At 61.8% G+C, this 25,587-nt stretch carries 24 protein-coding genes; 13 read left to right on the forward strand and 11 right to left on the reverse strand.

What is annotated here, in order from left to right; translation table 11 throughout:
• Positions 1-151 precede the first annotated feature (151 nt).
• From ASD95_RS07945 to ASD95_RS07980, 8 genes are all read left to right on the forward strand, one after another.
• Positions 152-1,525, forward strand: coding sequence for a glutamine synthetase family protein (locus ASD95_RS07945; RefSeq protein ID WP_056723714.1), 1,374 nt, complete (start codon positions 152-154; stop codon positions 1,523-1,525).
• Between the two features lie 7 nt (positions 1,526-1,532).
• Positions 1,533-2,924: an aldehyde dehydrogenase family protein gene (locus tag ASD95_RS07950; protein WP_056723716.1), complete on the forward strand. Its 1,392-nt coding sequence runs from the start codon at positions 1,533-1,535 to the stop codon at positions 2,922-2,924.
• Between the two features lie 3 nt (positions 2,925-2,927).
• Positions 2,928-4,088 (forward strand): iron-containing alcohol dehydrogenase, encoded by a 1,161-nt coding sequence (locus tag ASD95_RS07955; protein ID WP_056723717.1) that lies wholly within the window; start codon positions 2,928-2,930, stop codon positions 4,086-4,088.
• A gap of 133 nt (positions 4,089-4,221) precedes the next feature.
• Positions 4,222-5,775 (forward strand): amino acid permease, encoded by a 1,554-nt coding sequence (locus ASD95_RS07960; RefSeq protein ID WP_056723718.1) that lies wholly within the window; start codon positions 4,222-4,224, stop codon positions 5,773-5,775.
• A gap of 219 nt (positions 5,776-5,994) precedes the next feature.
• On the forward strand, positions 5,995-6,285 hold the full coding sequence (locus ASD95_RS07965) for a DUF7693 family protein (protein ID WP_056723720.1): 291 nt from the start codon (positions 5,995-5,997) through the stop codon (positions 6,283-6,285).
• 81 nt (positions 6,286-6,366) lie between these two features.
• Positions 6,367-6,939 (forward strand): chorismate mutase, encoded by a 573-nt coding sequence (locus ASD95_RS07970; RefSeq protein WP_056723722.1) that lies wholly within the window; start codon positions 6,367-6,369, stop codon positions 6,937-6,939.
• A 6-nt stretch (positions 6,940-6,945) separates the two neighbouring features.
• On the forward strand, positions 6,946-7,680 hold the full coding sequence (locus tag ASD95_RS07975; protein WP_056723724.1) for an SGNH/GDSL hydrolase family protein: 735 nt from the start codon (positions 6,946-6,948) through the stop codon (positions 7,678-7,680).
• A 2-nt stretch (positions 7,681-7,682) separates the two neighbouring features.
• Positions 7,683-8,111 (forward strand): nuclear transport factor 2 family protein, encoded by a 429-nt coding sequence (locus tag ASD95_RS07980; RefSeq protein ID WP_056723726.1) that lies wholly within the window; start codon positions 7,683-7,685, stop codon positions 8,109-8,111.
• Between the two features lie 147 nt (positions 8,112-8,258).
• Here the strand turns inward: ASD95_RS07980 and ASD95_RS07985 are convergent, their stop codons facing one another.
• The 4 genes from ASD95_RS07985 to ASD95_RS08000 are packed head-to-tail and all read right to left on the reverse strand — an operon-like array spanning position 8,259 to position 12,499.
• A complete protein-coding gene (locus tag ASD95_RS07985) occupies positions 8,259-9,383 on the reverse strand; it encodes an agmatine deiminase family protein (RefSeq protein ID WP_056723727.1) in 1,125 nt (374 codons plus the stop codon).
• A 48-nt stretch (positions 9,384-9,431) separates the two neighbouring features.
• A complete protein-coding gene (locus ASD95_RS07990; protein ID WP_056723729.1) occupies positions 9,432-10,532 on the reverse strand; it encodes an extracellular solute-binding protein in 1,101 nt (366 codons plus the stop codon).
• 1 nt (position 10,533) lies between these two features.
• Complete coding sequence (gene aguB / locus ASD95_RS07995) at positions 10,534-11,442, reverse strand: N-carbamoylputrescine amidase (RefSeq protein ID WP_056723730.1); 909 nt, start codon at positions 11,440-11,442, stop codon at positions 10,534-10,536.
• Between the two features lie 4 nt (positions 11,443-11,446).
• Positions 11,447-12,499: an agmatine deiminase family protein gene (locus tag ASD95_RS08000; RefSeq protein WP_056723732.1), complete on the reverse strand. Its 1,053-nt coding sequence runs from the start codon at positions 12,497-12,499 to the stop codon at positions 11,447-11,449.
• Between the two features lie 134 nt (positions 12,500-12,633).
• Between ASD95_RS08000 and ASD95_RS08005 the strand changes: the two genes are divergently transcribed.
• Positions 12,634-13,509 (forward strand): LysR substrate-binding domain-containing protein, encoded by an 876-nt coding sequence (locus ASD95_RS08005; protein ID WP_056723734.1) that lies wholly within the window; start codon positions 12,634-12,636, stop codon positions 13,507-13,509.
• Here ASD95_RS08005 and ASD95_RS08010 read toward each other — a convergent pair whose 3' ends face one another.
• Both ASD95_RS08010 and ASD95_RS08015 read right to left on the reverse strand, forming a co-directional pair.
• Positions 13,510-13,899: a c-type cytochrome gene (locus tag ASD95_RS08010; protein ID WP_056723736.1), complete on the reverse strand. Its 390-nt coding sequence runs from the start codon at positions 13,897-13,899 to the stop codon at positions 13,510-13,512.
• A gap of 288 nt (positions 13,900-14,187) precedes the next feature.
• Positions 14,188-14,850, reverse strand: coding sequence for a hypothetical protein (locus tag ASD95_RS08015; protein WP_056723737.1), 663 nt, complete (start codon positions 14,848-14,850; stop codon positions 14,188-14,190).
• A 228-nt stretch (positions 14,851-15,078) separates the two neighbouring features.
• Here ASD95_RS08015 and ASD95_RS08020 point away from each other — a divergent pair, with 228 nt between their 5' ends.
• The gene (locus tag ASD95_RS08020; RefSeq protein WP_056723739.1) at positions 15,079-15,384 is read left to right on the forward strand and encodes an NIPSNAP family protein; all 306 of its coding nucleotides are present in this window, start codon (positions 15,079-15,081) and stop codon (positions 15,382-15,384) included.
• 13 nt (positions 15,385-15,397) lie between these two features.
• On the opposite strand, the gene ASD95_RS08025 is transcribed toward ASD95_RS08020, so the two are convergent.
• From ASD95_RS08025 to speB, 5 genes are all read right to left on the reverse strand, one after another.
• Positions 15,398-15,856, reverse strand: coding sequence for a GNAT family N-acetyltransferase (locus tag ASD95_RS08025; RefSeq protein ID WP_056723741.1), 459 nt, complete (start codon positions 15,854-15,856; stop codon positions 15,398-15,400).
• A gap of 177 nt (positions 15,857-16,033) precedes the next feature.
• Entirely contained in the window at positions 16,034-17,722 is a 1,689-nt protein-coding gene (gene betA / locus ASD95_RS08030) for a choline dehydrogenase (RefSeq protein WP_056723862.1), read from the reverse strand.
• A gap of 32 nt (positions 17,723-17,754) precedes the next feature.
• Positions 17,755-19,329: a purine-cytosine permease family protein gene (locus ASD95_RS08035; RefSeq protein WP_056723743.1), complete on the reverse strand. Its 1,575-nt coding sequence runs from the start codon at positions 19,327-19,329 to the stop codon at positions 17,755-17,757.
• Positions 19,330-19,575: 246 nt separating this feature from the next.
• Positions 19,576-21,087 (reverse strand): aldehyde dehydrogenase family protein, encoded by a 1,512-nt coding sequence (locus ASD95_RS08040; protein ID WP_056723744.1) that lies wholly within the window; start codon positions 21,085-21,087, stop codon positions 19,576-19,578.
• A 53-nt stretch (positions 21,088-21,140) separates the two neighbouring features.
• Positions 21,141-22,142 (reverse strand): agmatinase, encoded by a 1,002-nt coding sequence (gene speB / locus ASD95_RS08045; RefSeq protein WP_046037917.1) that lies wholly within the window; start codon positions 22,140-22,142, stop codon positions 21,141-21,143.
• 151 nt (positions 22,143-22,293) lie between these two features.
• Between speB and ASD95_RS08050 the strand changes: the two genes are divergently transcribed.
• The 3 genes from ASD95_RS08050 (at position 22,294) to gcvH (ending at position 25,585) form a co-directional block, all read left to right on the forward strand.
• Entirely contained in the window at positions 22,294-23,208 is a 915-nt protein-coding gene (locus tag ASD95_RS08050; RefSeq protein WP_056723746.1) for a LysR family transcriptional regulator, read from the forward strand.
• Positions 23,209-23,276: 68 nt separating this feature from the next.
• Positions 23,277-24,785 (forward strand): sigma-54-dependent transcriptional regulator, encoded by a 1,509-nt coding sequence (locus tag ASD95_RS08055; protein ID WP_056723748.1) that lies wholly within the window; start codon positions 23,277-23,279, stop codon positions 24,783-24,785.
• 416 nt (positions 24,786-25,201) lie between these two features.
• Complete coding sequence (gene gcvH, locus ASD95_RS08060; RefSeq protein ID WP_056723751.1) at positions 25,202-25,585, forward strand: glycine cleavage system protein GcvH; 384 nt, start codon at positions 25,202-25,204, stop codon at positions 25,583-25,585.
• The last annotated feature ends 2 nt before the right edge of the window (positions 25,586-25,587 follow it).

Below are 25,587 nucleotides of genomic sequence, written 5' to 3' on the forward strand. Positions count from 1 at the left end.
ACCCGGCAAAACTTGCACTTTGCAAGGGTAGGCTAAGCTTTGAACAACTCGTTGCTCACGATGCTCGGTTCTGCAGGTTTTGGGTTTTTCTGGAGAGCGTCTGCAACAGCTATCCCAGACTGGCCCCAACCTTTCACGCAGGATTGCCGTGATGACAGAGCCCCTCCTCAGCTTTGATGCACTCAAGCGCGCCGCTGCCGCCGGCGAAATCGATACCGTGCTGGTTTGCATGGTCGACATGCAGGGACGCCTGGTCGGCAAGCGCTTCCAGGTCGAGTTTTTCATCGACAGCGGCCACGAAGAAACCCACTGCTGCAACTACCTGCTGGCCGACGACATCGACATGGAACCGGTGCCGGGTTACGCCGCAGCCAGTTGGAGCAAGGGCTACGGCGACTTCGTGCTCAAGCCCGACATGTCCACCCTGCGGCGCGTACCCTGGCTTGAATGCACGGCGCTGGTGCTGTGCGACGTGCTCGATCATCACCATCGCCAGGACCTGCCCCACAGCCCTCGGGCGATTCTGAAAAAGCAGGTCGAGCGCCTGCGCGAGCGCGGCTATACCGGCATGTTTGCCTCGGAACTCGAGTTCTATCTGTTCGATGAGAGCTACGAGGCGATCCACAAGCGTAACTATCACAAGCCGAAAACCGCCGGCCATTACATCGAGGACTACAACATCCTGCAGACCACCCGCGAGGAGCCGGTGCTGCGGGCGATCCGCAAGCACTTGCAGGCCTCGGGCATTCCCGTGGAAAACTCCAAGGGGGAATGGGGCCCGGGGCAGGAAGAGATCAACATTCGCTACGCCGACGCCATGACCATGGCCGACCACCACGTCATCATCAAGCACGCCTGCAAAGAGATCGCGCAGTTGCAGGGCAAGGCGATCACCTTCATGGCCAAGTGGCGCTACGACGCCGCCGGTTCCAGCAGTCACATCCATAATTCGCTGTGGGACAAGAACGCCAAAAAGCCGCTGTTCTTCGACGCGAAAGCCGAGTTCGGCATGTCGAAACTGATGCGGGCCTGGGTCGCCGGGCAGCTCAAGTACGCCAACGACATCACCTGTTTTCTTGCGCCCTACATCAACTCCTACAAGCGCTTCCAGGCTGGCACGTTTGCACCGACACGGGCGGTCTGGAGCCGCGACAATCGCACCGCCGGCTTTCGCCTGTGTGCCGAAGGCAGCAAGGCCATCCGCATCGAATGCCGCATCGGCGGTGCCGACCTCAACCCCTATCTGGCCTTCGCCGCGCTGATCGCGGCGGGCTTGAAGGGTATCGACGAGAAGCTCGATCTTGCGCCGCCGTTCGAAGGCGACGCCTACCTCGACGAGCATTTGCCGGAGGTGTCCAAGACCCTGCGCGAGGCGAGCGCCGCCCTCAAGGCCTCAAGCATGTTGCGCGAGGCATTCGGTGATGAGGTTGTCGACCATTACGTGCACACCGCCGAGTGGGAGCAGAAGGAGTACGACCGGCGAATTACCGACTGGGAATTGCAGCGCGGTTTCGAGCGCTACTGAGAACATCATGACTGAGAAGGTGCAACTGATCTCACCGGTCGATGGCCGGGTGTACGTTGAACGCGATCTTGCCGATGCGGCGCAGATTGAGCAGGCGCTGACGGCGGCTGCCAGCGCACAAGTCTCATGGCAACGCCGATCACTGAGCGAACGCGCGGTTTATTGCAGCGCCGCGGTGGACGCGATGCTATCGATGGAGGCCGACATCGTCCCGGAACTGGCCTGGCAGATGGGCCGCCCGGTGCGTTACGGCGCCGGCGAACTGCGCGGTTTTGCCGAACGCGCCCGGCACATGATCGCCATCGCACCACAGGCCCTGGCCGCAATAGAGCCGGAACCCAAGGCGGGTTTCCAGCGCTATATCAAACGCGAGCCGCTGGGTACGGTGCTGGTGGTCGCCCCATGGAATTACCCTTATCTGACGGCGGTGAACACGATCATCCCGGCACTGATGGCCGGCAACAGTGTAATCCTCAAGCACGCGTCGCAAACCCTGCTGGTGGGCGAGCGTTTCGCCGAGGCCATGCGTCGCGCAAAACTGCCCGAGGGGTTGTTCCAGAATCTGCTGCTCAACCATGTGTCGACCGGGGCGATCCTTGCTTGCGGGCGCGTGCAGCAAGTGAACTTCACTGGTTCCGTAGAGGCTGGCAAGGTCATGGAAAGCGCCGCCAGCGGACAGTTTCTCGGCATGGGCCTGGAGCTCGGCGGAAAAGACCCGGCCTATGTCCGGGCAGACGCCAACCTTGAGTATGCGGTGGAAAATCTGGTGGACGGCAGTTTCTTCAATTCCGGGCAAAGTTGCTGCGCCGTGGAGCGCATCTACGTCGACCAGAAAATCTACCCGGTGTTTGTCGAGCGCTTCGCCGAACTGACCCGCCAGTACGTGCTGGGCAACCCGCTGGACGAAGCCACCACCCTCGGTCCGCTGGTGACGCCGGGCGCCGCCTTCTTCGTGCGTGGCCAGATCGCCGAAGCGCTGGCCCAGGGCGCCAAAGCGCTGATTGATCCGAAGTCCTTTCCCGCCGACGTACCGGGCAGCGCCTATCTCGCACCGCAAGTGCTGGTGGACGTGAACCATCAAATGTCGGTCATGCGCGACGAAAGCTTTGGCCCGGTGGTCGGCATCATGCCGGTGGCCAGCGATGAAGAAGCCATCGCCTTGATGAACGACAGTGAGTTCGGGCTCAGCGCTTCCATCTGGACCCGGGACCTCGCCGCGGCCGAACGCCTGGGCAACGAGATCGCCACCGGCACGGTGTTCATGAACCGCTGCGATTACCTGGACCCGGCACTGGCCTGGACCGGCGTGAAGAACAGCGGGCGCGGCGTCACCCTGTCGCCATTGGGCTACGAGCACCTGACCCGGGCCAAATCCTTTCATCTGCGTCACGAGGTGTAGACCATGAACCTGTCAGGAAACTGGAACTACCCCACAAGCGTTCGTTTCGGTGTGGGGCGCATCGCCGAACTGGCCGAGGTCTGTCGCAGCCAGGGTATCCAGCGCCCCTTGCTGGTGACCGACAGCGGCCTGGCGCGCGCGCCGATCACCACGGCGGCGCTGGACGCATTGCGCGCCGCCGGTCTTGGCGTGGCGCTGTTTTGCGACCTCAAGCCCAACCCGGTGGAAGCCAACCTGGCCGGCGGGCTCGACGCCTGGCGTGCCGGCCAGCACGATGGCGCGATCGCTTTCGGCGGCGGCAGTGGCCTGGACATGGGCAAGCTCATTGCCTTCATGAGCGGCCAGACCCGCCCGGTCTGGGACTTCGAAGACATCGGCGACTACTGGACCCGCGCCGACGACAGCCGCATCGCCCCGGTCATTGCCGTGCCGACCACGGCGGGAACCGGTTCCGAAGTCGGTCGTGCGGCGGTGATCATCGACGAGCGCACCCACACCAAACGCATCATCTTCCACCCGAAAATGATGCCGCGGGTGGTGATCAGCGACCCGGCCCTCACCGTCGGCATGCCGGCCAAGATCACTGCTGGCACCGGCATGGACGCGTTGTCCCATTGCCTGGAAGCGTACTGCGCCCCCGGCTTTCACCCCCTGGCCGATGGCATTGCCGTGGAAGGCATGCGCCTGGTGGCCAACTCACTGGTGAAGGCGGTACACACGCCATCGGACCTTGAAGCCCGCGCGCAAATGCTCGCGGCGGCGGCCATGGGCGCCACGGCATTCCAGAAAGGCCTGGGCGGGATGCATGCACTCTCCCATCCGGTGGGTGCGCTGTACGACACCCATCACGGCATGACCAATGCCACCTTCATGCCCTATGTGCTGCAGTTCAATCGCTCGGCCATCGAGGAGCGCATCACCCGCCTGGCGGCGTACCTGCGCCTGCCCTCCCCGGGGTTCGACAGTTTCCTGGCCTTCGTCCTCAAACTGCGCAAGGACATCGGCGTGCCCCATACCCTGTTTGAACTGGGCGTGGATGACCGGCAGGCCGACCTGATCGCCGACATGGCGATTGTCGACCCTTCCGCCGGTGGCAACCCGCTGCCGTTGACCCGGGACGGCGTGGCAAAGATTTTCGACGCGGCGTTTCACGGCCGTCTGTAGAGCAGTCGCCTGGCCGGCACTGCGCATGGACAGGTGTGATCCGATAGCGACAGGAGCAGTACGACAAGGGGTTGAAGCCAGCCCATCCGGCCCGCCGGATGGTTGCGTATGAACACCTGAAGGGGCACACATCATGAACCCAGCAAGCCAGCCGGGCACCGAAACACACGACGATGACGTCAAGGTGCTGCACAGCATGGGCTATGCCCAGCAACTCTCACGACGAATGGGGGTTTTCTCCAACTTCGCCATCTCCTTTTCGATCATCTGCATCCTCTCGGGTGGCATCAACTCCCTGGCCCAGGGCACCTCGGGCGCGGGGGGAATATCCATCGGCATCGGCTGGCCGATCGGCTGCCTGATCTCCGGGGTATTCGCCATGGCCATGGCACAGATCTCCTCGGCCTACCCCACCGCTGGCGGCCTGTACCACTGGGGCTCGATCCTCGGTAATCGCTTCACTGGCTGGCTGACCGCGTGGTTCAACCTGCTGGGGCTGGTCACGGTGCTGGGCGCGATCAACGTCGGCACCTATTATTTCTTTTTCGGTGCCTTCGGACCGGCACTGGGCATGGAGGACACGACCACGGTCCGGGTGATTTTCCTGGCGATCCTCACCGGCCTGCAGGCCTTGTGCAACCACTTGGGCATCGGCCTGACGGCCAGGCTCACCGACTTTTCCGGCTACCTGATCTTCGGCACGGCGCTGGCCCTGACCATCGTCTGCCTGATGTCGGCACCCAGCTATGAATTCGCCCGGCTGTGGACCTTCGGCAACTACTCCGGCGAGGCGGGGGGCGGCGTCTGGCCGCAGGTCTCCAACGGCTGGGTGTTCATGCTCGGCCTGCTGTTGCCGATCTACACCATCACCGGCTATGACGCCTCCGCGCACACTTCCGAGGAAACCCGCAACGCGGCCATGTCGGTGCCGCGCGGCATGGTCATGTCGGTGGTCTGGTCGTTGCTGTTCGGCTGGCTGATGCTCAGCGCGTTCGTGCTGATGCTGCCGAACATGGAGGAGGCGGCCAAGCAAGGCTGGAACGTGTTTTTCTGGGCCATGAACACCCAGGTCAACCCGACCTTGAAACTGGTGCTTTACGTGGCGATCTTCGTCTCGCAGGTGCTCTGCGGGCTGGCCACCGTCACTTCGGTTTCACGGATGATCTTCGCGTTCTCCCGGGACGGCGGCCTGCCCTGCTCAAAAGCGCTGTCGTCGGTCTCATCGACCCATCGCAGCCCGGTCGCGGCCATCTGGACAGGTGCCACCCTCGCGGTGTTGTTCGACTGGGGATCGTCGGTGATCTCGATCGGGGCAACGCCGGTCTATACGATCGTGGTGTCGTGCACGGTGATCTTCCTGTTCTTCTCCTTCGCCATTCCCATCGTGCTCGGCCTGTTTACCTATGGGACCTCGAAGTGGCCGACCATGGGGCCGTGGAACATGGGGCGTTTCTGGTACTCGGTGTTCGCCATTCTCTCGATCCTGTCGATGATCATCATTTTCGTCATCGGCATCCAGCCACCGAACGATTGGGCGCTGTACATCACCATCGGCTTCCTGGTGCTGACGGCCATCGTCTGGTTCGGCTTTGAAGCCCGGCGCTTCCAGGGGCCGCCCGTGGGCGACATGATCGTCAAGCGCCAGGCTGAAATTGCTGCGGCGGAAGCGGCGTTGAACCGCAAATAGAGCAAGCAATAAGTAACCTGTGGGAGCGGGCTTGCCCGCGAAAGCGGCGTGTCAGGCGACATTGATGCTGAACGTGCCGGCCCCTTCGCGGGCAAGCCCGCTCCCACAAGGATTTCAGTGTTCAAACCCTTAACTGATTGGCATTAGCCCGATCTACCGGGCTTTTTTGTATGGCGATGATTTATCCTGCGCCTCCCCAATTTCACCCCGGAGACACCTGTGCCCGCCCTCACCGCCCGCGAGGTTTACCAGCCGTTGCGCGATGCCGCCCAGGGCATTTGTACCTTCCAGCGAATCGACGACGTCTGCGAGTCTGGCCATGTACGGGTCGACATCGACGGCTGGCAACTGACACTGGAGGTCGACGCCGGCCACTTGCGCCACTGCCTGCATGGCCAAAGCCCCGATGGCCGTGAATATGTGTTCGACAACGGCCAGCGCTTCGGCACCGACCCGGTGAGTCTGCTCAGCACCTGGGAGTTGGCGCAGATTGAACGGTTGCTGGCCTGAATCCTTTGCAACCTGTCGTTCCCTGGCCGCACTTGTGATAAACAAGCCGGAGTGTTTTTCGCGTCCAAGGAGGTTCTGCCCATGCCCCGTTCCCCACGCCTGCCGCACTGGCTGGCCTGCGCCCTGCTCGGTTTGTTCGCTGGCGGCGTCCAGGCCGGCACGACGCCCCCGCCGCCCGACGCCTTGCAACCCTTGCTGGCGACGATGAATGAGCGGTTGTACATCAGCGAACTGGTGGCGCTGACCAAGTGGGACAGCGGCAAACCCGTCCAGGACAACGCCCGGGAAGCGCAAGTCATCGCCAACGCCAGGAAGCAGGCGGCCCAGCGCCAGCTCGACCCCGACGATGTCGCCGACCTGATCGCCGCCCAGATCGAAGCCAGCAAACTGGTGCAATACGGTCGAATTGCGCAATGGCAAGCGGCGCACAAGGCACCGGACACGCCACGGCCGGACCTGGGCAACGATATCCGTCCTCAACTCGACACCCTGCAAAGCCAGCTGCTCACGCAGTACGCCGCATTCCTGCCCTACCGCAAAGACCCGAACTGCCCGCAATGGCTGGCCACCGAACGCTCCGCGCTGATCAAGGATTACCTGCATGGCCAGGCGATGATTCGTGCGACCGGAGAGCTATGTGTTGCGGGGCGATAACGCCAAATGAGCCACACTGAAACCCTCGCCAAAGTCCTCCTCGGCCCGTTGTTGCTGGCGCAGGGTCTATACACGCGGCGCGTGACGCCCAAGTTGCCGGAGGCCGAAGGTGAACGCCACGGCGAATCCGGCAGCGGCGATGTTCTGCGCTTGTTGATTGTCGGCGACAGCGCCGCTGCAGGCGTCGGTGCGGCGACTCAAGGTGAAGCTCTCAGCGGGCGGCTGGTGGAGCGCCTGGCCGATGGTTACCAGGTGGCCTGGAAACTCTGGGCGCGCACAGGTCTGGATTCCCAAGGGTTGCTGGAGCTGCTCGAACAGCATGCACCCGAGCCGTTCGATGTGGCGCTGTTGTCGATTGGCGTCAACGATGTCACCAGCTCACTCACCCTGGATCAGTGGCTCGTTCGGCAACGGAGTTTGATGGCGCTGTTGTGCGACAAGTTCGCGGTGAGGCAGATTGTGGTGTCGCCGCTTCCACCGATGCACTTGTTCCCCGCCTTGCCGCAGCCGCTGCGCTGGTTTCTGGGGTTCAGGGCGCGTCGTTTCAATGCACATTTGGCGGATCTGGCCGCACACCTGGATCAATGTACGATGCTGACGACCCCGCTGGCGCCCGAACCGGGCTTGATGGCCAGTGATGGTTTTCATCCGGGGCCGATGCTCTACCGTCAATGGGCCGACGATGCCGCCTGGCTCATCGACCAACGCTTTCGCAGCACAACAATAAAAAACAGGAGTTGAAGATGTCCGAGCTGAACCTGAACCACAACGTCGCAGCATCCCTGAAGCAGTGGCACGCAATGATCGGCAACCGCGATTTGAGCGGCTTGCCGGAACTGCTCGATCCACAGGCGGTGTTCCGTTCACCGATGGCGCACACGCCATATCCGGGGGCGCCAGTGGTGTCGATGATCCTCAATACGGTCATGAACGTGTTCGAGGACTTTGCCTATCACCGCGAACTGGCGTCGGCGGATGGCTTGAACGTGATTCTCGAATTCAGCGCCAGGGTCGGCGGGAAAGAGCTCAAGGGCATCGACATGATCCGCTTCAACGAACAGGGCAAGATTGTCGAGTTTGAAGTGATGGTACGGCCGCTCAGTGGCTTGCAGGCGTTGGGTGAAGAAATGGGGCGGCGGTTGGGGGCTTATCTGAAGGCCAGCAAGGCCTGATTTCCTGATTCACCAACAACCCCTGTGGGAGCGAGCTTGCTCGCGATAGCGGTGGGTCAGTGAACAATATATTGACTGACACTCCGCCATCGCGAACAAGCTCGCTCCCACAGGTTTTGTGTTTAGCCTGAAATCAGGGGCAATCCGTTAGACCATCGGCTGATGACTGGTCACGCAATGAATCCCGCCACCACCGGCGGAGATCGCATCGATGTCGAGTTGCACCACCTTGCGGTCCGGGTAGAGTTCAGACAGCAGGTCGAAGGCTTTGGCATCGGCTTCTTCGTCACCGAATTGCGCAGCGATGATCGCGCCGTTGATCACGAAGTAGTTGATGTAGCCCGCGGCGAAGTCCTTATTGTCTTTGCTGAACCGGCTGTTGCGCGGGTTGAGCGGCGGCGACACGGTATGCACCTGCAACTTGCGGCCATCGGCATCGGTGGCGTTTTCGAGGATCTGCAGGTGGGCGCGAGCGACCTTGTAGTCGTAGGACTCGGGGTCGTTGTCGAGGTTGGCGATGACCACGCCGGGCTTGACGAAGCGCGCATAGAAGTCGACGTGGGCGTCTGTGATGTCCTTGCCCTTGATGCCCGGCAGCCAGATGATTTTGCGCAGCCCCAGGCGTTCTTTCAGTTCTGCCTCGACCTCGGCCTTGGTCCAGTCGGGATTGCGATTGCGGTTGATCCAGCTGCTTTCGGTCATGATCCCGGTGCCGTGGCCATCCACTTCGATGCCTCCGCCCTCGCCCACCAGTTCGCTGCGCAGGTAATCCGCCTTGGCGTTTTCCGCGACCTGGGCGGCCAGTTGCGCATCGTCCGCATGCTGCTGTTTGTTGCCCCAGCCGTTGAAGTTGAAGTCCACCGCACCAAGGCCGCCGTTGCCATCGACGACAAAATTGGCGCCGATGTCGCGCATCCAGATGTCATCCAGTTCGGTGATCACGAAGGTGGTGTTGTGGCTGCCGCATTTGGCTTCGGCCAGGCGCCGTTCGCTCTGGCGACAGAACACCGTGACTGGCTCGTATTCGGCAATGCTGCGGGCGATCCGGCCAAGGGCGTCTTGCACGTGGGGCGTGAAGTCCTCCCAGATCGCGGCCTGTGCACCGAAGGCGATGAAAGCCCGCTGGTGTTTGTCCCCTTCATCGGGCATGTACCCATTGCCTTTGTCGGCCGCTCGCACCGGCAGGCCGGCAAAGCCCAATCCCATGGACGCCACCGCGCCCAGCCCGGCGGCGACCGATACCTGCTTGATGAATGTTCGACGTGTCGGCATATGTTTTCCTGAAATCGAGGTTTGGCCGGCCTTCGGGCCGGCCGGTGATCAGTTAACGGTAGCGGTCTTGAATTTGGTCCAGGTGCGCATGCGTGCCCGCATGTCGGCCTGGGGAATGTCCTTGCCGGGAATCAGCCGTGCGTAAGTGGCTTCATCAAGGTAGATGTCCGGGTTGTTGCGCATCGCGGCATCGACGTCCGGGCGTGCCTTGGCGTTGGAGGTCGGGTAGCCGGTGAAGTTGCTGATGGCCGCCATGTTCTGCGGGCGCATCACGAAGTTGATGAACGCGTAGGCGTATTCCGGGTGCCGGGCGTCGACGGGAATGGCCATGGTGTCCATCCACACCGTGGTGCCTTCGCGGGGGATGCGGTAGTGGAAGGTGGTTTTCTTGCCGGCGCTGTCCGACGCGCGCTGCGCCTGGGTCATGTCGCCGCTGTAGCCCAGGGACATGCACAGGTTGCCGTTGACCAGGTCGGTCACCGGTTGCGACTGGAACTTGCGAATGTGCGGCCGCAACTTCATCAGCAAGTCACTGGCCGCCGCCAGGTCCGCCGGTTTGGCGCTGCGCGGGTCGCGACCGAGGTAGTTGAGCACCACCGCCAGTACTTCGTCCGGTGAGTCGATCATCGAGATGCCGCAGTCGGCGAATTTCGCCGCCAGCTCCGGTTTGAACAGCATGTCCAGGCTATTGACCGGCGCGTCCGGCGCACGCTGGGTGATCTGCTCGGCGTTGTAGGTAAGACCGATGGTGCCCCAGGTGTACGGCACCGTCGCTTTGCTCGAATATTCATAACGCGAGCGCAGTTTCTGCAACCCGGGCTCAATATCAGCCATCGCAGCAATTTTTGACTGATCCAGCGGTTGCAGGCTGCCGGCACGCATCAAGCGTTCAGCCACGGTGTCTCCGGGGAAGATCAGGTCGTAACCGCTGCCGCCAGCCAGCATCTTGGCCTCAAGGGTTTCACTGCCTTCCATGACGTCGTAGATCACCTTGATCCCGGTTTCGGCGGTGAACTTGCTCAGGGTGTCCTCGGCGAAATAATCGGCCCAGTTGTACAGCCGCAGGGTTTTCTCCTCGGCGTGCAGAGCAGGCACCGCACAGCTCAGCGCCAGCCCCATGGCCAGGCTCAGCTTGTTGATAGTGTTCATGTCACACCCCTTGGGTTGCCCAGCGTGAATGGATCTGACGACCGTCCTGGGTCAACAAGGCGCCGTACATGTCCGGACGGCGATCGCGGTAGATGCCCCAGGTCAGGCGGTCTTCGCGCATGGCCGCCAGGTCCAGGCTGTGAACCAGCACGCCGGTGCTGTCGCGGTCGGCTTCGGCGAGCAACTTGCCCTTGTGGTTGCAGATGAACGACGAGCCGTAGAAGTTCATTTGCAGGGTCGGGTCGGTGGTCGCCGCTTCCCGGCCGACACGGTTGGCCGCCACCACCGGCAGCAGGTTGGCGGCAGCGTGACCGCGCATGGTCATCTGCCAGTGATCCCGGGAATCGAGAGTGGCGCAGCCCGGTTCGGAGCCGATGGCGGTCGGGAACAGCAGCACTTCAGCGTCCATCAAGGCCAGGCAGCGCGCGGTTTCCGGGAACCACTGGTCCCAGCAGATGCCCAGGCCGATGCGCCCGAACGCGGTGTCCCAGACCCGGAAACCGCTGTCGCCGGGGCTGAAGTATTCCTTCTCCTGATAGCCGATGGCGTTGGGGATGTGGGTCTTGCGGTACACGCCCAACAGGCGCCCGTCGGCGTCGGCCACGCTCAATGAATTGAAGTAGGCGTTGCCGGCCTTCTCGTACCAACTCAGCGGCAGCACCACGCCCAACTCTTTGGCCAATGCAGCAAAGCGCTGGAGCACATGGCTGTCGCGATACTCCTCGGCCAGCGCCAGGTGTTTGTGGTGTTGCTCGATGCAGAAGTACGGCGTGGCAAAAAGCTCCTGCAACAGGATGACCTGCGCGCCCTTGGCCGCGGCCTCGCGGACCAGTTGCTCGGCCTGGTCGAGGTTGTGTTTCAGGTCCCAGGTGCAGGGCATCTGGGTGGTGGCGATGGTCAGCAGAGTCATGGCATCAACCCCGCACCGGCCAGACCGGCTGTTGCTGGGTGATGCAATGCACACCGCCGCCGCCATGGGCTAGATGGTTGATCCGCACCGGCACCACTTCGCGTCCGGGGAACGCCTGCGCCAGAACTTCGGCCGCGACCTTGTCGGCATCGATACCATAGGCCGGCATGATGATCGCACCGTTGGCGATGTAGAAATTGGTGTAGGAGGCGCAGAACACTTCGGCCTCAGTGTCCACCGCATCGGAGGCTTCATAGAGTTCGATCAGCTCGAACTTGCGGCCCTGGGCATCGGTGGCCAACTCAAGGGCGCGACGGTTTTCCCGTGCGACTGCGGCGTACACAGAGCTCTGGTCGTGGGTGGCGTCCACCAGCAACACGCCGGGGCGGGCAAAGGCGCACACACCGTCGACGTGGCCATCGGTCATGTCGCCGGTCACGTAGTCCGGATCGCCCGGCAGCCAGATGGTTTTCTTCACGCCCAGCAGGCGGCTGAAGATCTCTTCGATCTCGGCCTTGCTCACGCCCGGGTTGCGGTTGGGGTTGAGCAACACCGATTCGGTGGTGATAAGCGTGCCCTCGCCGTCCACGTGAATGGCGCCACCCTCGTTGCTCAGCGCCGTGCCGAAACACTCCAGCCCCAAACGATTGACCGCGCGGCGGGCCAGGCTTTCGTCCAGATCGTGGGCCGACTTGCCGCCCCACGCATTGAAGCGCCAGCTCACACCGGCCAGGCCTTGCTGCGGGTGGCAAACGAAGCTCGGGCCGGAATCGCGGCACCAGCTGTCGTTGACCGCCAGTTCGATCAATTCGATATTCGGCCCGCACAAGGCCTTGGCGCTGGCGACGGCTGACGGATCGACCACCAGCTTCACCGGCTCGAAGCGGGCGATGGCGTTGGCCACCCGGGCGAAGTCTTCTTGAACCTGTGGCAGTGTCACCCGCCAGCCTGACTCCCACAGGGTCTTGTTGTGCGGCCAGACCATCCAGGTGGCGGCGTGGGCGACCCACTCGGCCGGCATCGTCCAACCGCTGTTTTGAATTACGTTCTGCTGCATGACAAGCACCTCTGAGTTAAGTCATTGTGTTCAATGAAAACGGCCTTGGCGGTCTTGGCATGCATGCTACGGCTGGAAAAACGGGCAAACAAACGATGGATTTTGCAGACAACTGATTAGAGAAACTTATCGATATGCTCAAACACTGGCCGCCCCTGAGCACCTTGCGCGGCTTCGAAGCCGCCGCCCGGCTGGGCAGTTTTCACAAGGCCGCCGATGAGTTGCACCTCACCCAATCGGCGATCAGCCAGCAGATCCGCAGCCTTGAGGCCTACCTGGAACAACCGCTGTTCCATCGCAGCGGGCGCAGCGTCAGCCTGACCGATGCCGGGCACGACTTGCTCAGCACCACCCAGGCGTTGTTGCAGCAACTGGCGGTGGGCATTCGCCGGTTGGGGCAATACCAGAAACCCAATCAACTGGTGCTCAACACCACCCCGGCGTTTGCCCGGCACTGGTTGTTGCCGCGTCTGGGGGATTTTCGTCGCCAGCATCCGCAGGTCGATCTGTGGATTTTCAGCACCGATGAGGTGCCAGACATGGCCAGCCAGACCATCGACCTGGCGGTGCGCGACGACATCGGTTCCCAGGCCGAATGCAGTTTCAGGGTGCTGCACGCCGACCGCCTCTACCCGGCGTGTCACCCGAGCCTGTTGGCCGTGCCGGTGGAGCAGCGCACTACCCTGCATGGCGAGCGGGAAATGGATTGGAGCCACTGGGCGGTGGAATCGGGCATTGATGTGGGGCAGATGGATCAGGGGCTGAATTTTTCCGATCCGGGTTTGCTGCTGGACGCGGCCTGCACAGGGCTGGGCATTGCGCTGGTGAGTCAGTTGCTGAGTCGGCAGGCGCGGGCCACCGGGCTGTTGCAGCCGATGGTGGAGCAAACCATCCGCGGCCCGAACTGGGCGCTGCTGACCCACCGTGACAGCGAAAACATCACGATGGCGCGGACCTTCACCCAGTGGCTGGTAGACAACCTGGCGGCCGAGCAGCAGCCCACGGCCTGATCATTGCGCCGGGAAGGTTTGCAGGTAGGCCAGCAGGTCTTCGATTTTTTCCGGATCACTCAGGCCCCAGAAAATCATGCGGGTGCCGGGGACGACTTTCTTCGGCGCTTCGAGGTAGGCGATCAGGGTTTCGCGGTCCCAGACAAGGTTGGCGGATTTCATCGCGTCGGAATACACGTAGTCCGTGGTGACGGCGGAGTGGCGACCGATCACGCCATTGAGTTGCGGGCCGAAGAAGGCGCGAGCCGATTCACCGATCTGATGGCAGCCGCTGCAGAGGCGCTTGTACACTTTCTCCCCGGCCTGGACATCGCCCGCGGCAAGGGTGGGAGTGCTGAGCAGGACTGCGGTGAGCGCCAGGGCGAGGGTCGGGGCGGCGATTTTGTTCATGCTGCGTTTCCAGTCTGCGAGTGCTCGCTATTGGAACATGGATTTTCAGCATCCTGATGAATGTCCATCAAGCTGTCATCGAATCGTCATGAACCGGACGCCATACTCAGGTCATCCAATGCGTGCTTTATCTTTCTGCTGCCAGTCCCGGTAGCTTTTTTTTGCCTGAAATTCTGCTTACAGACACTCCTGCGCCGCACGCTCGAAAAAACAGTGCGCATGTATCAGGTCCTGAATAGAAATCCACGGTGGATCGGCTTGCCCGCCGCTCAATGGGCGTCGGGCTGATTAATTGGTTGTTGCGGTTAATCCGGCAGTCACCAGCGCCTTCAACGACGCATCGAACTGTTTCAGCGCGGTCAGTTGCAGGTCGCGTTGCTGTTCGATTTGCGCGGCGATTTCGGGCGCTGTCTTGTCATGCACCCACACCGACGGCAGTTGTTTTTCCACCGTGCCTTCGGCCTTGCCGATGTACTGCAGGTTGGCGTCGTAGAACCGCGCGGCGAAACGCGCCTCGACCCGGTCGTTACGCTGGGTCAGCAACTGGTTATGGGTATCGAGCATCACCACCACATCGGGATGGGCTTGCACCAGGGCATCAAGGTTGTCGTAGACAGTCACCGACACAAAGGTGTGGTGCAGCGAACTCATCAGCCAGTCAATGGCCAGGTCCGGATCGGAGCTGTTGACGAACGCCTGGCGAATCCGCGCATCCAGTGCGTTTTTCGCACCGTTGACGGCCACCGAGTGGTATTGCTCAAGGTATTGCAGGTTTTCCACGGTGTTTTCGCTGTAGAGCACCCCGACCGTTTGCCCGTATTGCAAGCCGCCCTGGCCAGCGGTGATGGGCGGCAGATGGCAGGTGCGTGCGTCTTCGGCAAAGGCCGATGCGGTGGATACGACACTGCCCAGCAACAGGGCAATCACAGCCAGTCGGGTCAAGATTTTCATCGCGCAGGTTCCTTGAGCAGCGTGTTCAATGCCGGCAATTTTCCGCCTTTGCGCAAAAAACAGAACTTGCGATTCTTGATGGTGACTATTGACTGAACCAATAGTGCGGCGACGCCGCCTACTCTCTGGCGCAAAATTACCGGTCTATGTCGAACAAGCGGCTGTGCCGGGCGCCCAGGGTTGATTACAGTGGCGACTGCCCTCAAAACCTGATCAAGGAACGAAACAATGGTGACCTGCTACCTCAAATACGTGCTCGATCCCTACCAGCTCGAAGCGTTCGAGCACTACGGCAAGCTGTGGATTCCCCTGGTGGAAAAGTTCGGCGGCCAGCACCACGGCTACTTTTTGCCGTCGGAGGGTGCCAACAACATCGCCCTGGCGTTGTTCACCTTCCCCAGCCTGGCGGCGTACGAGCATTACCGGCAGCAGTCGATGAACGATCCAGAGTGCATCGCGGCGTTCAAGTATGCCGAAGAGAAGAAATTCATCCTCAGCTACGAACGTTCGTTCATGCGGCCGGTGTTTGGCTGACTGGATCGCTGAGTCAGTCTTTTTTCAGATCCAGGCAATAGGTGTAGTAACCGGGGTCGCGCACCCAGCCCAGGGATTCATACAGGCGCTGGGCGGTGAGGTTGTCGGTGGCGGTTTCCAGGGTCATGCCTTTGCCGCCGGCCAGCTTCGCAAAATCCCGGGCGGTGTTCATCAGCAAGGTACCGGCACCTTTGCCCCGGGCGGCGGGCGTGGTGAACAGATCACCGAGCAGCCAGGTACGATGGGCGTCGATCGAGGAAAAGGTCGGGAACAGCTGGACGAAGCCGAGGTTTTCACCGTCGCTGTCCTGGGCCAGAAATATCACCGATTCATCCCGGGCGAGTCGCTCGGCGATGAAGGCGCGTGATTGCGCAAGGTTTGACGGCTGCTTGTAGAACATCCGGTAGGCGTCAAACAAAGGGGCGATCTGATCGATGTGCGAGGCGTCGGCGCGCAGGGCCTGAATAGCCATGAGGGTGCTCCATTGCGGTCTCAAGGAATTACAGACTAGCAATGGAGGTGAAGCCGAGAGGGACTTTTTTCAAAGTAAGTTTCAAAGCAAGATCAAAAGATCGCAGCCTGCGGCAGCTCCTACATTGGAATGAGTTTCCCGTAGGAGCTGCCGCAGGCTGCGATCTTTGCTTTTGGATCAGACCCGCACGTTACGCCCCGGCAACGAAGTACGCTGGCTGCTTTCCCAGCCTTCGACCAGCCCCACCGGCACATCCGCTGACGGCAGCATCTGCGCGCCACGCACCAGATCCGACGCCCGCTCGGCGAGCATGATGGTCGGCGCATTGAGGTTGCCGTTCGGCTCGGTCGGGAACACCGACGAATCGATCACTCGCAGACCGGCGATGCCGCGCACGCGCAATTCGGAATCGACCACCGCCATGTCGTCCTCGCCCATGCGGCACGAACCGCACGGGTGGTAGGTGCTTTCCAGGTTGTCGCGCACGAAGGCGTCGAGGTCTTCATCGCTGGTCACCTGGGCACCCGGGGCGATTTCGCCGTCGCGGAAGCGGTCCATGGCTTTCTGGCCGATGATCTCGCGGGTCAGGCGAATGCAGCGACGGAAGCCCTCACGGTCCTCTTCCCGCTCCAGATAGTTGAAGCGGATTTCCGGATGCTCGTACGGATCGGCTGAGCGAACCCGCACATAACCACGACTTTTCGGCTTGTTCGGCCCGGTCAGCACCATAAAGCCATGGCCCTTGATCGGTTTGTTGCCGTCGTAGCGCATCGCCGCCGGCAGGAAGTGGAACTGGATGTCCGGCCAGCGCAGGCCCTTCTCGGAGCGGATGAAGCCACCGGCCTCGAAGTGGTTGGTGGCGCCCAGGCCGTCCTTGAACAGCAGCCAGCGCAGACCGATCATCAGCTTGCTCAGCGGGTCCATCTTGTTGTTGAGGGTCACCGGTTCCTTGCAGCCGAACTGTATGTACACCTCGGCGTGATCCTGCAGGTTCTCCCCTACTCCCGGCAGGTCATGGCGTACGCCGATCCCGGCCTTGCGCAGGACGTCCGCCGGGCCGATGCCCGAGCGTTGCAGCAGGTGCGGCGAGCCGATTGGCCCCGACGAGATCAGCACTTCGCGGTTGCAATACACCTGGTGGGTCTGGCCACCGTGGTCATACATGACCCCCACCGCCCGCTTGCCTTCAAGAATGATCTGGCGGGTCATCGCATGGGTAATCACCGTCAGGTTCGGACGACCCATGGCCGGGCGCAGATAGGCGTTGGCCGTGGAGCAGCGCACACCGTTCTTCACGGTCATGTGCATCGCGCCGAAACCTTCCTGCATGTAGCCGTTGCAGTCTTCGGTCTTGATGTAGCCCGCTTCCGCGCCGGCTTCGACCCAGGCACCGTACAGCGGGTTTTTCATGTGGTTGCCGTTGGTGGTGTGCAGCGGCCCGGTCTGCCCGCGATAGCTGTCGCCACCCGACTCGTAGCTCTCGGCGCGCTTGAAGTACGGCAGGCAGTTGCGATAGCCCCAACCTTCGGCACCCAGGGATTCCCACTCGTCAAAGTCCAGCGCATGGCCACGAATGTACACCAGGCCGTTGATCGACGAGGAGCCGCCCAGCACCTTGCCCCGTGGGCAGTGAATGCGTCGGCCGTTAAGGTGGGTCTCCGGCTCGGTTTCGTAGCGCCAGTTGTACTTCTTGGTGTTCATCGGGATCGAGAATGCGCTCGGCATCTGAATCACTACGCTCTTGTCACTGCCGCCGAATTCCAGGACCAGCACCGAGGTGGCCGGGTCTTCGCTCAGGCGGTTGGCCAACACACAACCCGCCGAGCCTGCGCCAATGATGATGTAGTCGTATTTTTGTGTAGCCATTTTTTGCGTGGTCATTCTTTGTGTGGTCATAGTTATCTCCCGACCGTCGATTCAGTGAATACCCGCGGTGGCTGCTGTTTGTGGGTCAGCGTGTCGCCGGTGGTGTATTGCGGGGAGTTTTTTTCGATCTGCTGGATCACCGCCTCTTCGCGTTTCAGATCGATCGAGCGGCTCAGCCAGTAGTACGCCACGCCCGACACGATCAGCCCGACCAGCCAGGCGATGTCGATGCTGCCCAGTGCCTTGGCGAGCGGGCCGACATACACCTCGCGCTGTTCAACGCCGTCGAAGATGTAGAAGAACGGGATCATCGAGATAAAGCCGATGGCATAGGCGGCGATACCGCGCAGTCCCCAGCTGCCGTAGATGTTGCCGTGGGGCATGAAGAAGTGCGGGATGGCGTAGCGGCCTTTGCGCACGAAGAAGTAGTCGGTGAGGTTGACCGAGGTCCAGGGCACCAGGAAGTACAGCATCACCACCAGGTAGATCCCCAGCACCGACAAGCCTTTGCCGGAACTCTGGATGCTCAGGGCCACGCCCAGTTGCAGCAGGATCACGAAGCCGATGGCCAGGATGCGTGCCTTGCGGGTGGGTTCGATGTGCTTGATCGAGTCGACACAGGTCAACGTGGTCAGCTTGGCGCTGTAGATGTTCATCGCGATCACCGGCAGGAACGCCAGGATGGTGACCACCACCACCGCCGTGCCCACCAGTGGCGACACGGTGTTGCCGACTTGCCCGAGGGCCACCAGCACGTCAGTGGTGTGCAGGTGATCGGCCAGCCAGCCACCGACGGAAATCATCCATGCACCGGACAGAGAAGCTCCGAGGAACACCACGGCGATCAGCTTGCCGCTGGAGGTGTTTTTCGGCAGGTAGCGCGAGTAGTCCGACACATAAGGCGCATAGGCGATGTTGTAGCTCGCGGCCGCCGCAAACTGCGCGATGAAACCGGTCCAGTTGAAACCCAGCGGCTCACGGGCCACTTCGCCCTCCGCGAGTGCCGGCAGCACCGCATCCGGCACCCAGCCCATCACCACCGCCATGGTCACCAGGCCATACAGCGGCAACGACAGGTACAGCGCCCATTTGAAGCTGCGGTGCATCCAGTCATGGCCGAGAATCGCCAGCACCGCCGCCGGTATGGTCACCGCCACCGCGATCACTGCGGGGCTGAACCCGAACAGCGTGTGCAGCCCCTGCATCATCAACACCAGGTTGACGATGTTGAAGCCGGCGAACACGAACAGCGTCGCCAGCAACACCAGGATTACCCCGCGATAACCGAACTGCGCGCGGGACTGGATCATCTGCGGCAGGCCAAGGTGCGGGCCCTGGGAGCCGTGAAAGGCCATGAACAATGTGCCGAACATGATGCCCAGCGTGCCGGCCAGCGTGGTCCAGAGCGCGGTCAGGCCGACGCTTGGGCCAACGAAGCCGATGGTCATGGTGAAGAAGGTGAAGTTGCCGAGGAACCAGAACGGGCCCTGACTGGCCAGCTTGTCGGTGCGCTCGTTCTCGGGGATGAAGTCAATCGAATGCCCCTCGACGACGGATTTTTCGTCGAGGCTCGACACGCTCGGGGCGGACTTGGCGTTAGTGTTCATGATGGACTCTTATTGTTGGAAGATCATGACGAGATAACCGCGTTCTTTCGGGTGAACGACTCCCACAGGGATTGAGTCAGTTGCCCGTGCCTACCTGGCGTTGTTGCTGGAATCGAAAACCTGTGGGAGCGAGCTTGCTCGCGATGGGGGCGTGACATGCAACATTGATGTTGGCTGACAGTCCGCTATCGCGAGCAAGCTCGCTCCCACAGGGATTGCATTGTTCCTTGTTTTATCTGATCAGCATCAGCTTGGCAGCGTGATCCACACCGCCTTGGTTTCGAGCAGGTAATCGAGCTGCTCGGCGCCCAGGTCCTTGCCGAATCCGGACTGTTTGTAGCCACCGAACGGCATCGACGGATCGAGGGTGCCGTGGGCGTTGACGTAGACCGAGCCTGCCTTCAAGCGTGGGATCAGGCTGTGCACCTTGCCCAGGTCGTTGGAATACAGTGCCGCAGCCAGGCCGTAAGGCGAGTCGTTGGCCAGGGCCAGTGCGTCTTCCTCGTCATCGAACGGTGCGGTGACCAGCACCGGGCCGAAGATTTCTTCCTGGACGATGCGCATGTCATTGCGGCAGTTGGCGAAGATGGTCGGCTCAACGAAGAAGCCAGGGCCATCGATCGGTTGGCCGCCGTAGACCAGTTCGGCGCCTTCGGCCTTGCCGGTTTCGATGTACTCGGTCACGCGCTGCTTTTGCAGGGCCGAAACCAGTGGGCCGATGAAGCAGTCCGGATCCAGGCCCGGGGCCATTTTCAGGGTGCGTGTGTAGGCGATCAGCTCACGCAGGAATTCGTCGTAGACACTGCTATGAATATAGGCCCGTGTACCGGCGTCGCATACCTGCCCGGAGTTGAAAAACACCCCGTTGGCGACCGCTTGGGCGGCGGCCGGGATGTCGGCGTCGGCGCAGACGATGACCGGTGATTTTCCACCGAGTTCGAGGGTCAGGCGCTTCATGTCATCCAGCGCTGCGCGGCCGACAGTCTGGCCGACCGGGGTCGAACCGGTGAAGGTCAGTTTGTCGATGCCGGGGTGGGTGGCCATGGCCGCACCGACCACACTGCCGCGCCCGGTGACGATGTTGATCACGCCATCCGGAATGCCCGCTTCCTGCACCAGTTCAGCGAAACGCAGGGCCGACAGCGAAGTCAGTTCGGCGGGCTTGACCACCACGGTGCAACCGGTCGCCAGCGCCGCGCCGAGCTTCCAGGCCATTGTTTGCAGCGGGAAGTTCCACGGCACGATGGCGCCGACTACGCCTACCGCTTCCTTGCGGGTATAGGCCAGGTAATTGCCCGGCAGTGAAGGTTCGACGGTACGGCCGTGGAGCTTGGTGGCCCAACCGGCGAAGTAACGCAGGGTATCCACGGTGCCCTGGATGTCCACGTCCTTGGCGAAGGCTACCGATTTGCCCATGTCGATGGATTCGATTTGCGCCAGCTCCGCGGCGTTCTGTTCGATCAGGTCGGCCAGGCGCTGCATCATGCGCTCGCGTTCGGCCGGTTTGGCCTGACGCCAGGCGCCGCCGTCGAACTGCGCGCGGGCGGCTTGCACGGCGCGGTCCAGGTCATCGGTGGTGCCCATGGGAATGCGGGTGATCAGGCCTTCGGTCGAGGGTTCGATCACATCGGAAGTCTGGCCGTCGCTGGCTTCGACCCAGGCGCCGCCGATGAACATTTTCTGGACCTTGCTGAGGAAGGTCTGGGTGGCTTCGCTGACGCCGAATTTTTGCAGGTAACTTTTGACGATCGTGTCCATTTTTGTTCTCTCTGCCCGGCAGTCAGAGCCTGCCGGGTCACTGGTTTCGATGATCAGGCTGATGCGGCTTCGCTCTCGGCGGCTGCCCGCACCTTGCCACGCTCGTGGAAGATGAAACCGATGCTGTTGAGCAGCAGTTGCGCGGCCAGGATCGAGGTCATGCCGGTCGGGTCGTAGACCGGTGCCACTTCCACCAGATCCATGCCGACGATGTTGCCTTTGCTGCGCTTGGCCAGGGCCTGGATGATTTCCAGCACTTCGTAGTAGAGGAAGCCGCCGTGGCTCGGGGTGCCGGTGCCGGGGGCGATGGACGGGTCAAAACCGTCGATGTCGATGGTGATGTAGTAGTTGATGTCCTGCGGGATCAGCGCCAGCACACCCTCGACGCCAAGGCGACGCACATCACGCACCGAGAGGATTTTCGAGCCGGCTTCATGGGCTGCTTCGTAGTCGTCGCGGTTGGACGACGAGACGTTGCGGATACCCATCTGGGTCATGCCGACAATGTGGTTCATTTCCGAGGCGCGGCGCAGCGGGTTGCCATGGCCGTAGCGAACACCGTGGCGTTCGTCGACGAAGTCCAGGTGCGCATCGAAGTGGATGATGTGGATCGGGCCGCGGCCTTCGAAGGCCTTGATCACTGGCGCGTGCACCGAGTGGTCGCCGCCGAGCACCACCGGCATCACGCCAGCATCGAGGATCTTGCGCACGGCGTATTCGGTGTTCTTGTTGCTGGTGACCATGTCGGTGTGAACGATGTCGGCATCACCGACGTCGACCATGCGCACGTCCGATGCGGTGAGGTACATCACGTCATCTTCGTGGTCGTAGGCGCCGGCGTGGCCGAAGGAAAACAGCGTCGATGCTTCGCGAATCCCGCGTGGTCCGAAGCGTGCGCCGGAGCGCCACTGGGTGCCCATGTCGTTGGGCACGCCGAGCACCGCGACGTCGGCATCCAGTGCATCCCAATCGGTGCACACCGGGGATTTGCCAAAGGTGCAATGACCCACGAATGGCAGGTTCAGGCGACCGGATTCATAACCGTTGTTCGACATTTCTAGCCTCTCCACTTCTTGTTATCGGCTTGGCGGACTGCAAGGCGACCGCCGTTGGAAAGACTATGGGCGCAGGTTTTCGTGGAAAAAATGCTAAACATCAGATACTCATATCGGTATTCCCGATGCATCCCCATGCCGGAGGCCCAAGATGATCCAGCTGCACGATGTCGACCTGAAACTGCTCAGGGTGTTTGCCACGATTGTCCGCTGCGGTGGCTTCTCGGCAGCGCAGGCGGCGCTCAATGCCGGGCAGTCGACCATCAGCGAACAAATGACCCATCTGGAAACCCGCCTCGGGGTCAAGCTCTGCCAGCGTGGGCGCAGCGGCTTCCGCCTGACCGAACAAGGGGTGGCGATCCATGAAGCCACCCAGCGCCTGTTGTCGGCGGTGGAGAACTTCTGCATGGACGCCGACGTGCTCAAGCAGCACATCAGCGGCAAGCTCAACCTGGGGATCATCGACACCACGATCACCGACCCGGATTCGCCGATTCCGCGCACCACCCAGCGCTTCGTTTCACGGGGTCATGACGTACACCTGAACGTGTACGTCGGCACCCCGGCGGAACTCGAAGAACGGGTGCTCGACGGCCGCCTGCACCTGGCCATCGGGCACTTCCCGATCCATGTGCCGGGCCTGCTGCAATCACCGCTGTACCAGGAAGCCCTGGGTTTGTATTGCGGCCGGCGCCACCCTTTGTACGGCAGCCACGCCGAAGGTGAGGAGCTACTCGAAGAAGTCGCTGCGGGGCGCATCGTCGTGCGCGGCTACATGCAGCAATACGACCTCGAACACCTGGGCGTCAGCAAGGCGGCCGCCACCGTGGACAACATCGAAGCCACGGCGATCCTGATCATTTCCGGCGCCTACCTGGGCTTCCTGCCTGAGCACTTCGCCGCCCAATGGGTCAAGAGCGGCGAGATGCACCAGTTGGCCCCGGGGAGTTTGCGTTTGAAGTCGCCGTTCGACGTGATCACCCGTCGCGGCACGGCACCGCCACCGATCCTGCAAGCGTTCCTCGAGGACCTGGCCGCCAGCGCCCGTAAAACCGGCCAGCCGTGATGTGACGCTCGCCAAATTCAAATTTTGCCGGGCATACTGATTCGGTTCGTCAACCTTGCAGGCCCGTCATGCGCATCCACGTCACCTTCATCGACCGCGTCGGCATCACCCAGGAAGTGCTGGCCCTGCTCGGTGGTCGCAGTTTCAACCTCGACGCCGTGGAGATGGTGCCGCCGAACGTCTACATCGACGCCCCGACCCTCGGCGCCGAAGTGCTCGAAGAACTGCGCGAGGCGCTTTTCGACGTGCGCGGCGTGCAAGCGGTGACCATGGTCGACATCCTTCCGGGGCAACGCCGGCGCCTGCAACTGGACGCGTTGCTGGCCGCCAGTTCCGACCCGGTGCTGGCGGTGGATGATCGAGGCCATGTGCTGCTGGCCAACCCGGCGCTGATCGCCCTCTGCGGCCGCGAACCGGCCGGTGAATCCCTGACCGCACTGTTCGACGATGCCGATTTGCAACGCACCTTGATCGCTCAGCATTTCCGCCTGCCGATGCACGAGGTCAGCCTCGGCGGCCAGACGCTGCTGCTCGACGCGATGCCGATCACCGACGCCGGCGCCCTGCTCACCCTGTATCAACCCAATCGCATCGGTGAACGCCTGTCGGCACTGCACCATGACCATGCCGAAGGCTTCGATGCGCTGCTCGGCGAATCGCCGCCGATCCGTGCACTCAAGGCCCGCGCCCAACGAGTGGCGGCCCTCGATGCACCGCTGCTGATCCAGGGCGAAACCGGCACCGGCAAGGAACTGGTGGCCCGTGCCTGCCATGCCATCAGCCCACGGCACGATGCGCCGTTTCTGGCCCTGAACTGCGCGGCACTGCCAGAGAGCCTGGCCGAAAGCGAGCTGTTCGGCTATGCCCCCGGCGCCTTCACCGGCGCGCAACGGGGCGGCAAGCTCGGCCTGCTGGAACTGGCAGACCAGGGCACGGTGTTCCTCGATGAAGTGGGGGAAATGTCGCCCTATCTGCAAGCCAAGTTGCTGCGTTTCCTGAGCGATGGTTGCTTCCGCCGGGTCGGTGGCGACAAAGAGGTCCGGGTCAATGTGCGGGTGCTCAGTGCGACCCACCGCGACCTGGAAAAAATGGTCGCCGAAGGGCGTTTTCGCGAAGACCTGTTCTACCGCCTCAACGTGCTCAACCTGCAAGTGCCGCCGCTGCGCGAACGCGGTCACGACATCCTGCTGATGGCCAATCACTTCATGCAGCAGGCCTGCGCGCAGATCCAGCGACCGGCGTGCCGTTTGGCGCCGAGCACCTTCAGCGCCCTGCTCGGCAACCGCTGGCCGGGCAACGTGCGGCAACTGCAAAACGTGATCTTTCGCGCGGCGGCGATTTGCGAAAACCCGCTGGTGGACATCGACGACCTGGACATCGCCCGCACGGCCGTCGAGCGGCAAAACGACGGCGAAGTCGGCAGCCTGGAAGAAGCGGTTGGCGACTTTGAGAAGAACCTGCTGGAACAGCTGTATCGCAGCTATCCGTCCAGCCGGTTGCTGGCGGCGCGGTTGCAGACGTCCCATAGCGCGATTGCGATTCGCTTGCGCAAATACGGGATTCCCGCCAAGCCCTGAGTGATCTGTCGGAACACATTGTCACCGACAACACATTCCCCTGTGGGAGCGAGCTTGCTCGCGATGAGGGAGTGTCAGTCGATATCAATGTGACTGTCATACCGCTATCGTCGGAACGCCGCCCGGAGCAAGCTCGCTCCCACAGGGGACCAGTGTTGTTGCTGAATTCCTCGTCTGCAAATCGATACAGCGTAGCGAAATCAAGACAATCCCTTCCACGCCAGCAATCACGGCGCTTGCCTCCAAGGGCATACTTGCTTGTATTGAATTCAATACGGGTGAGATATCACAAACACTACACAAACAACTCAAGCCATTGATTTAAAACAACTAATTAACCTTGGCACCACCCTTGCTATCACTCCTGCAACCCGCTCGTCACCCCGCCACGAGCCTTAAAACAATAAGGAGTTGATATGAGCCAATTGCGTTTTACCGTCGATCACGAATGGTTGCGCCTTGAGAGCAATGGCCTGGTCACCGTCGGCATCACGGCGTTTGCCCAGCAGGCGCTAGGGGATGTGGTGTTCGTTCAGGTGCCTGAACTGGGCGCCTTCGATGCAGGCGCTGAAGTGTCGGTGCTGGAATCGGTGAAAGCCGCCAGCAGTATCGGCATGCCGCTGGACGGCGAAGTGGTCGAGATTAACGCGACGCTGGAGAGCACCCCGGAACTGGTCAACGAAGATCCATTGGGCGAAGGCTGGTTCTTTCGCTTCAAACCGGTCGATGCCCTGGCGCTGAGCGATCTGCTGGATCAAGACGCCTATGAACGACTGACCGCAGAACACGCCGACACTTGAAG

The organism is Pseudomonas sp. Root71, from assembly GCF_001429045.1.
Lineage (GTDB): Bacteria > Pseudomonadota > Gammaproteobacteria > Pseudomonadales > Pseudomonadaceae > Aquipseudomonas > Aquipseudomonas monachiensis.

Bases quoted from the DNA above. Each gene is read 5' to 3' on its own strand.
- ASD95_RS07950 (WP_056723716.1), top strand. From the start codon at position 1,533: ATGACTGAGAAGGTGCAACTGATCTCACCGGTCGATGGCCGGGTGTAC.
- ASD95_RS08015 (WP_056723737.1), bottom strand. From the start codon at position 14,850: ATGAAAATCTTGACCCGACTGGCTGTGATTGCCCTGTTGCTGGGCAGT.
- ASD95_RS07960 (WP_056723718.1), top strand. From the start codon at position 4,222: ATGAACCCAGCAAGCCAGCCGGGCACCGAAACACACGACGATGACGTC.
- ASD95_RS07985 (WP_056723727.1), bottom strand. From the start codon at position 9,383: ATGCCGACACGTCGAACATTCATCAAGCAGGTATCGGTCGCCGCCGGG.
- speB (WP_046037917.1), bottom strand. From the start codon at position 22,142: ATGTCGAACAACGGTTATGAATCCGGTCGCCTGAACCTGCCATTCGTG.
- ASD95_RS08050 (WP_056723746.1), top strand. From the start codon at position 22,294: ATGATCCAGCTGCACGATGTCGACCTGAAACTGCTCAGGGTGTTTGCC.
- ASD95_RS08035 (WP_056723743.1), bottom strand. From the start codon at position 19,329: ATGAACACTAACGCCAAGTCCGCCCCGAGCGTGTCGAGCCTCGACGAA.
- aguB (WP_056723730.1), bottom strand. From the start codon at position 11,442: ATGACTCTGCTGACCATCGCCACCACCCAGATGCCCTGCACCTGGGAC.
- ASD95_RS07970 (WP_056723722.1), top strand. From the start codon at position 6,367: ATGCCCCGTTCCCCACGCCTGCCGCACTGGCTGGCCTGCGCCCTGCTC.
- ASD95_RS07955 (WP_056723717.1), top strand. From the start codon at position 2,928: ATGAACCTGTCAGGAAACTGGAACTACCCCACAAGCGTTCGTTTCGGT.
- ASD95_RS07980 (WP_056723726.1), top strand. From the start codon at position 7,683: ATGTCCGAGCTGAACCTGAACCACAACGTCGCAGCATCCCTGAAGCAG.
- ASD95_RS08020 (WP_056723739.1), top strand. From the start codon at position 15,079: ATGGTGACCTGCTACCTCAAATACGTGCTCGATCCCTACCAGCTCGAA.
- ASD95_RS07945 (WP_056723714.1), top strand. From the start codon at position 152: ATGACAGAGCCCCTCCTCAGCTTTGATGCACTCAAGCGCGCCGCTGCC.
- gcvH (WP_056723751.1), top strand. From the start codon at position 25,202: ATGAGCCAATTGCGTTTTACCGTCGATCACGAATGGTTGCGCCTTGAG.
- ASD95_RS07990 (WP_056723729.1), bottom strand. From the start codon at position 10,532: ATGAACACTATCAACAAGCTGAGCCTGGCCATGGGGCTGGCGCTGAGC.
- ASD95_RS07975 (WP_056723724.1), top strand. From the start codon at position 6,946: ATGAGCCACACTGAAACCCTCGCCAAAGTCCTCCTCGGCCCGTTGTTG.
- ASD95_RS08040 (WP_056723744.1), bottom strand. From the start codon at position 21,087: ATGGACACGATCGTCAAAAGTTACCTGCAAAAATTCGGCGTCAGCGAA.
- betA (WP_056723862.1), bottom strand. From the start codon at position 17,722: ATGGCTACACAAAAATACGACTACATCATCATTGGCGCAGGCTCGGCG.
- ASD95_RS08010 (WP_056723736.1), bottom strand. From the start codon at position 13,899: ATGAACAAAATCGCCGCCCCGACCCTCGCCCTGGCGCTCACCGCAGTC.
- ASD95_RS08025 (WP_056723741.1), bottom strand. From the start codon at position 15,856: ATGGCTATTCAGGCCCTGCGCGCCGACGCCTCGCACATCGATCAGATC.
- ASD95_RS08000 (WP_056723732.1), bottom strand. From the start codon at position 12,499: ATGCAGCAGAACGTAATTCAAAACAGCGGTTGGACGATGCCGGCCGAG.
- ASD95_RS08005 (WP_056723734.1), top strand. From the start codon at position 12,634: ATGCTCAAACACTGGCCGCCCCTGAGCACCTTGCGCGGCTTCGAAGCC.
- ASD95_RS08055 (WP_056723748.1), top strand. From the start codon at position 23,277: ATGCGCATCCACGTCACCTTCATCGACCGCGTCGGCATCACCCAGGAA.